This is a genomic window from Hyphomonas oceanitis (assembly GCF_036964545.1).
In the GTDB taxonomy this organism is placed as follows: Bacteria; Pseudomonadota; Alphaproteobacteria; order Caulobacterales; family Hyphomonadaceae; genus Hyphomonas; species Hyphomonas oceanitis.
The window spans coordinates 318,005-324,178 of the sequence record NZ_JBALTL010000006.1; the positions used below are offsets into that span (position 1 = coordinate 318,005).

General features: G+C 53.0%; 10 protein-coding genes. 6 read left to right on the forward strand and 4 right to left on the reverse strand.

All coding sequences use genetic code 11. The features are described from left to right. The first annotated feature begins 15 nt into the window (after positions 1 to 15). Complete coding sequence (locus tag V7651_RS17055) at positions 16 to 711, forward strand: hypothetical protein (protein ID WP_335613865.1); 696 nt, start codon at positions 16 to 18, stop codon at positions 709 to 711. A gap of 275 nt (positions 712 to 986) precedes the next feature. Then, positions 987 to 1,406, forward strand: a complete 420-nt coding sequence (locus tag V7651_RS17060) for a hypothetical protein (protein ID WP_335613866.1) — start codon at positions 987 to 989, stop codon at positions 1,404 to 1,406. 132 nt (positions 1,407 to 1,538) lie between these two features. Here V7651_RS17060 and V7651_RS17065 read toward each other — a convergent pair whose 3' ends face one another. Next, entirely contained in the window at positions 1,539 to 2,246 is a 708-nt protein-coding gene (locus tag V7651_RS17065) for a hypothetical protein (protein ID WP_335613867.1), read from the reverse strand. A gap of 605 nt (positions 2,247 to 2,851) precedes the next feature. On the opposite strand from V7651_RS17065, the gene V7651_RS17070 reads away from it, so the two are divergent. Genes V7651_RS17070 through V7651_RS17080 form a run of 3 tightly spaced genes read left to right on the forward strand, consistent with a single transcriptional unit; the run spans position 2,852 to position 3,609 of the window. Continuing rightward, positions 2,852 to 3,238, forward strand: a complete 387-nt coding sequence (locus V7651_RS17070) for a hypothetical protein (protein ID WP_335613868.1) — start codon at positions 2,852 to 2,854, stop codon at positions 3,236 to 3,238. Next, positions 3,238 to 3,414: a hypothetical protein gene (locus V7651_RS17075; protein WP_335613869.1), complete on the forward strand. Its 177-nt coding sequence runs from the start codon at positions 3,238 to 3,240 to the stop codon at positions 3,412 to 3,414. Before V7651_RS17070 ends, V7651_RS17075 begins: the two co-directional genes overlap by 1 nt. Positions 3,415 to 3,429: 15 nt before the next feature. Continuing rightward, positions 3,430 to 3,609: a hypothetical protein gene (locus V7651_RS17080; protein ID WP_335613870.1), complete on the forward strand. Its 180-nt coding sequence runs from the start codon at positions 3,430 to 3,432 to the stop codon at positions 3,607 to 3,609. Between the two features lie 5 nt (positions 3,610 to 3,614). On the opposite strand, the gene V7651_RS17085 is transcribed toward V7651_RS17080, so the two are convergent. Next, positions 3,615 to 4,868: a Y-family DNA polymerase gene (locus tag V7651_RS17085; RefSeq protein ID WP_335613871.1), complete on the reverse strand. Its 1,254-nt coding sequence runs from the start codon at positions 4,866 to 4,868 to the stop codon at positions 3,615 to 3,617. Between the two features lie 95 nt (positions 4,869 to 4,963). Here V7651_RS17085 and V7651_RS17090 point away from each other — a divergent pair, with 95 nt between their 5' ends. Then, positions 4,964 to 5,620: an SOS response-associated peptidase gene (locus V7651_RS17090; protein WP_335613872.1), complete on the forward strand. Its 657-nt coding sequence runs from the start codon at positions 4,964 to 4,966 to the stop codon at positions 5,618 to 5,620. A gap of 209 nt (positions 5,621 to 5,829) precedes the next feature. Here V7651_RS17090 and V7651_RS18720 read toward each other — a convergent pair whose 3' ends face one another. Together V7651_RS18720 and V7651_RS17095 are read right to left on the reverse strand one after the other, a co-directional pair. Continuing rightward, positions 5,830 to 5,937, reverse strand: coding sequence for an HTH domain-containing protein (locus V7651_RS18720; protein ID WP_418887260.1), 108 nt, complete (start codon positions 5,935 to 5,937; stop codon positions 5,830 to 5,832). 24 nt (positions 5,938 to 5,961) lie between these two features. After that, a partial coding sequence (locus tag V7651_RS17095; RefSeq protein ID WP_335613873.1) for an aspartate/glutamate racemase family protein occupies positions 5,962 to 6,174 on the reverse strand: 213 nt, incomplete at its 5' end.

Sequence of the window (6,174 nt, forward strand, 5' to 3'; positions counted from 1 at the left end):
TCGGAAAAGTTGTAAGTGACAATATCAAAAATTAGGCTGCGGCAGAGTTGGTTTGAGCTCTTGAATCAAGAGACCCCCTTCGCGGCGACTACCATTCAGTTCAATCGAAATCTTAGTAGGATCAGCAATGATCGTGCGCATGTTGATCGAAACGTCCAGTGGGTCAAACAAGAGTTAAGTGCAGTCGCCTTCCTTCTGGACAAAATTTACTTCAACACGTCGCATGTCGAGGACAGGGTTTCGAAAACTGATAGGTTTGAAGCCATATGTGTTGTGGAGAAAGCAGGTGTAAACCCGCACGTCCACATACTTTGGTTTCTTGGCAAAGGTCGTTGTGAACCTTGGGAAACTTTGAACCGCCGGATTTTCTTGCTGAGACTGCTGAATTCTCCAGGCATTCCTCTTGAAGATCGTGATGCAAAGTTGCTTGACGGTCCGGCCGGCAAGAAAGCCACCCCACCCAGCTCAGAGCTCATTGATTGGCAGCGCAAAGGCTGGAGCGCCGTCACGAAGTCGATCTACAGTGATGGGTGGTCGAATTACATCACCAAAGAGCAAGGATACGTTGAGGATTTTTCCAATCGCGTCTTCTGGCTGAGCGACTTCCACGAAGCGGGTCAGCGGATTGCTCCGACCCGCTTTTACACTGTCGACAAGCACACTGGTGCTCGTCACTTGAACCTGGACGCACCATTGATTCCGCGTCGCTAAAATAACCAGAATAATCAACGCCGTCTGTTGTTTGATACCGTTGACTCAGGTTTCCAAAAAACAAAAACCGAAAATTCGGTAATAGAGAAGCTATGTCAAAAACAGAGCCACTCCATATCCCTCCCCTTCCATAAATGACCGATAGGAACAGCCGAGCGAGTGAGCGAAGCGAACGACGAGGACTGTTCCTATCTTTCACACCCTTCCGTTTCCCACCCGACAGAGACAAATCCGGAAGCTAATTTCTCCTCACCAACAACAAAGGAGAAATACTCATGGACACCAGATGGCTGAATGAATTTCCATCACACGAGAGGCTCATATTCTTCATTGAAGGGGAGCTTGCGGGTGGCGAAGAGAACGAAGGTTTTGAAGAGCTTTCCAAAGCGCTCGGATACACTCACTCAACAACGTTGAAACGCTGGATGGGTGGTAGGTCCAAGATACCTCTCCGGCATTTAAGCGGCATCGCGAAACACTTCAAACGCGACGTCATTGACCTCCTTCCGTTTTGGATCATGCAAGAGCAACCGGATGACTTCAGTTTGCACCTGGCTGCCACTCGCATGCCGAGTTCTTCAGAGCTTGATTTGATCGCCACTGCTCGGTCCATCTATCATCCTATTTGGGTGCTTCCGGATGATGATGACGAAGATGACGATTACGATGACACCGAGGAAGATGACGATAATTGAGTCTGTAGCGCTCTAGGAGAGTCGCTGGCTCGCGTTTCGGTGTTCGATGAGGAAATGTTCGTCCGGATTGAAACGCGAGCCTGTGATGCTCCTAGAGCGCAAATGTTCTTCATAAAATTCGAACTTGCGTTCTCACTCACTGACAACTGAGAAGATGATTTTGTCAGCCTCCACCGACTGAACTTCGAGTTCAATATTCCGAAAGCGAATAACCTTCGACGATCTAGGGTATGTGAGCTGTTGAAAAAACGCTTCGCGAGCAAGATCGCCGTCCGAATACTCGCGATAGTTTAATCTGATGGAATCACCATCAAGTCCTGAATATATGATCTCGAAGTTTTGTCCGTCTGGCGTATTCGTCACTCGCTCAACGTCGGCTCGCTCAACCGCACCCGTTCCACCGTCATTTTCGTACGTGTACACCATGAACACCTGCGCACTAGGATTTATGTTCAGAATTTTGCTCTGCACTTCTCCTTCTGCATCGTAAAGCAAACCGTATTGACCATTCACCATAAAGAAGTCCATGTCTTGCTTATTGAGCTTAGTTTTCCCACCGTATGGGTACGTATCTCCCAGCGCAAAACTTCGGTTGAATGCAAATCCACTTACCGTGAACGGCTTCATAATCTTAACCTCGGTACCCGAATAGGTGTCCCGTTTGTAGTCTCGAACACGGATCATTGTCGCGCCAACAAATGTCTCTATTGGCTCTCCAAGCGTGTAGCTCTTTTCAGTTACTCGTTTTGAGCCAGTGAGTTGGCTCGATGGCGCGAACTCAATGCTTGTGCAAGCCGAAATGGTCAAAAGTAGTACAGAGAGAGCTAATCTGTGAATCATCCGCGAATTCCCCTTTGTGTGGTCTTATTATGTTGCTGTCGGAACTCCCCTTACGAGGCGCGACTGTAGGTTGCAATAATTTTTAGGCCTTTTCTCCGCAGACTTTAGCGATTTCGAGAGCCGACTCCACTGAAGCATTGCGCTTAAGAAAATCCCGAACGCTTGAGATGTCCACGCACACGGCGAGGAGTGACTCTGTAAGACTCAGGCCAGCTCACTGGCGCGCTTTTGAGGTCTTGAATGAGGAACTGCTCGTCCGGATCAAGATGCGCGCCTAGAGCGTTCTGAGAGCGCATCGGTCTTGCTGACCCACTCACTCGACATTTACCCTGTCACGACGCGCCGTATGCACCATAGAAGCAAAGTCCTAGAGAAACTTCGAATAAGTGACCCTGATGACGCCATATTTCCCAGCGCATTCGCTCGGAAACCACCCATAGTTGGTCAGAATACATTTGAGCCAACCACATTGACGACTGCAAGACAAAAATGATGCGGCGGGTAGAGATCAGAACCGAAATGCGAAACAATGCAACCAACAGTTATCACCGCCGAGCTTTCGAGTGAAATCGAAAGTTGGCTATGGAAGAAGTTGAGTATCTAAATTGAAAACCACACTCGCAATCATCACGGCTCTCACGCTCACAGCTTGCTCCGGCGCGGTCACAGACCCTAACGAACAAACCGCCTGGTGCGTGGATGGCAAGCTCCAGCAGCCACTCGTCGTCGCGAAAGCGATCAACGATGAAGCCGCGATCATGCAGACCTGCATAGATGAGCCAACTGTGACGCACTGCTACAAACTCCCGGACATACCGGAGATAGCGGCCGTTTTAGAAACACCACGAGGCTCGTGCATCAAAGAAATATGGTCCGCGCCGGAATCAGCTCTCAGCGTCAATGAGCGCCCCGTCAAGCAGGCGATGGTGGATTACGAAAATACAATTTGGAATTATAGGCTCGCTATCAACAACTCGATGGAGAAATTCTGATGGCCGAGTTCATGCGACCCAAACCAGAACCAGTCTCCGGACCAGATGACGGCTTCAACTCGTTCGGCAAACCTATACCGCTGTTTCGCAAGCAGGCAGCTTTCACCTCTGATCAACACCATCACTTAAGGCATCCCACCCACAAACCCGCTCGTATCGTCATTACGAACCAGTGACAGCCGGACCCCAACATGGCGGCATCCCGAGCGCGGACAGGCAAGGTGCGTCGCTACCTCGTCAAGATGCACGTCCCTATGGTCGACCTTCAGCAGAAGCTGCGTCGGACTCTGCAGCCATGTGTGCAGGCACCTTATGCAAGTCGCCTCCAGCGCCTGGCTCTCATCGAGATCCTTGAGGCTCATATCGCTTAGCCAGCTCACCAGAAATCCTCCGCACTCGGGATGCGCGTGAACGCAATCTTGCCGCCGGTGAACCCGCCTGGAGGCGCCGTCCAGGGTCCCATCGTCACCACGCGCTTTCCAAACTTCGCGTTCAGGCCGTCTATCGTGTCGGTAATTGCCTCCCAGCGCTGGCAGTCCTTGTCGTCATCCATCAGGAGATCGAGCTGGCGGTGTTCGGATGGCGTGATGTTCAGAAGTGTCACACCCACCCGTATGATGCTGGCGCGCTTGCTGATCTGTGCCTTAGCGCGATGCCACAAGATCCTCAATGCATCGAGGCAGGCATGATCATCGTGCACGCTAGGAAGAGTGTGTTCGCCAAACCAGCCGCCGCCGCGAATATCGAGCCAGAGCCAGAGCTTGCGTGCGTTGTAGCCATCCCGACGCATCCGGCGCGCCGCCTTGGTCAACAAGAGGCGAGAACAGGCTTCAGCTTTCTCAGCATTGCGCCATTCCGGCGGCATGACACGGCCATGGCCATACATGCCACGCGCAGTCGGCGTGGCCTTGATGTCATAGCCGTGCAGCGCATACCACATGCGCTCACCATTGACGTTTCCCCAGAGCTTGCGGAGCTGCTTCGGCTGAGTCCCTAGCAGCTTCTCCATATCCGTGATGCCGGCGCGCATAAGGCGGATCTCAAGCTGTTTCCCGATCCCTGAAATCTCATCGATAGGAAGTCGCAGGAGCGGACCCGGCATGTCTTCCGGCCGCCAGATGGTCACGCCGTTGGGCTTGTCGATCTTGCAGGCTGTCTTGGCGAGCAGACGGTTCGTTGCGAAGCCGATTGAACAGGTGATGTAGGGACCGACATTCGCCGCGATGCGCGCCTTCAGCCGACGCGCCAGGTCTTCCGGATCACGCGCATCCTTCGGGTCCAGTCGGCAAGCCAGCTCATCAATCGACTTTACCGTCTCGATTGGGATCTCGCAGGAGATTTCATTGAGCAGCGTGTTGTGTGCGCGTCTGAACAGGTCAGGCCGTTGTGTCACCAAAAGGATGTCAGGACACAACCGCCGCGCGTCCGGTACTGGCATGACGTTCTGGCAGCCGCGTGCCTTGGCTTCCTTTGAGCAGGCAATGACCACAGTACTGTCAGCCGCATCCGTCTCGAACGGGATGACACCCACCGGCCTCCCACGGAGTGCTGGCATGGCCTGCTGCATGACCGAGGCGAAGAAGCCGTCAAAGTCGAGATAGAGGCTTTCGAGGGTCTCCGGCTTGCGCATTCTGCCTCTCCAGGACTGAAGAGCGGACAAAAGAACGAAACAAGAACATTGGTCAAGAGCTTGTCTTGTGGAAAACGATCGGGTGAAGTGAATTCATGTGTAATCGCTATGCGCAATATGGATCAGTTGCCGCAATGCGCGCATTCATGCGGATGCTCGAAGATGGCGAACTCACGACGACATCTGAAACGGACAATCTGCAACCGCAACAGAGCATCTATCCGGATCAGGATGCACCCATCATACGCCGCCGAAAGGAAGGCGGGTTTGAACTAGCCGCCTTGCGGTGGGGGTTCCCGCCTATACCGGGACAGCGCGCACCGATAACGAATATCCGCAACCTGAAAAGCCGGTGGTGGCAAGATGTAAACCGGGAATGGATGATCGAAGCGGAGTATCGCTGCCTCGTCCCATTCACCGCTTTTGCCGAGCCGGTTCGGGACTCCACGTGGTTCTCTGTTCCGGATGTCGAGATCGCATACTTTGCTGGGGTGTGGCGTCCCTGGCATGGAGAGCGTCTGGCAGACCAGCCAGGAAAGACGCGGCGAGCACGTGAGGAGCATGACTGGGAGCTATTTGCGTTCCTGACGACCGAAGCCAACGATATTGTGCGGCCAGTACATGAGAAGGCCATGCCAGCGATCCTGCACACTCCGGCGGATTGCAAGGCGTGGCTAAGTGGCGGAGTTGAAAGTTTGCGTCTTCAGCGTCCTTTGCCTCCGCACGAGCTGGAAATCAGAAAGGACCACTGACGCCAAATTCAATGCGCGGACTGGAGGTCTTTATAGCGCGTCCAAGTGTTCGTCGTATTGCTCGGCGAAAGGCTCACTGGAGGCATCTGGTAACTACAAGTATTTTGTCGACGACATGGGTTGGCCTTAAAGTGCGCACCTAAGCTCCAATTTTTTCTGCCAGCGGAAAAAGAAATCCCTGTACCCAGAGCGACTTTGTGAGCAGCCGCTTACTCGCTCAGCGTCCGATACAGCGTAGCGCGCGATACTCCGAGGTGATCGGCAATCTTTCCTGACGAAAGCTCTCCAGCGGCCTTGAGAGACCGCGCAACACCAATATGGAGGTAGTCATCGTGTTGGGACTATCCCCCAGCGCGCTCAGCGGAATTGATTTCAAGCGACTGAATATGGATCATCGTGCTATCTAAAACAACGAATCCACGTTCACGGAGACGATCAGCAAAGTATGTAAGTTCGGTGCAGCCAAGAAGTATTACATTGACCTCGGACCGCCGAATGATCTGAACCGCCCCGGGTTTGCCGGAGGCTCCTTTTCTTGAGAGACTGGAGCCATG

Bases quoted from the DNA above. Each gene is read 5' to 3' on its own strand.
- V7651_RS17090 (WP_335613872.1), top strand. From the start codon at position 4,964: ATGTGTAATCGCTATGCGCAATATGGATCAGTTGCCGCAATGCGCGCA.
- V7651_RS17085 (WP_335613871.1), bottom strand. From the start codon at position 4,868: ATGCGCAAGCCGGAGACCCTCGAAAGCCTCTATCTCGACTTTGACGGC.
- V7651_RS17080 (WP_335613870.1), top strand. From the start codon at position 3,430: ATGGCGGCATCCCGAGCGCGGACAGGCAAGGTGCGTCGCTACCTCGTC.
- V7651_RS17065 (WP_335613867.1), bottom strand. From the start codon at position 2,246: ATGATTCACAGATTAGCTCTCTCTGTACTACTTTTGACCATTTCGGCT.
- V7651_RS17075 (WP_335613869.1), top strand. From the start codon at position 3,238: ATGGCCGAGTTCATGCGACCCAAACCAGAACCAGTCTCCGGACCAGAT.
- V7651_RS17060 (WP_335613866.1), top strand. From the start codon at position 987: ATGGACACCAGATGGCTGAATGAATTTCCATCACACGAGAGGCTCATA.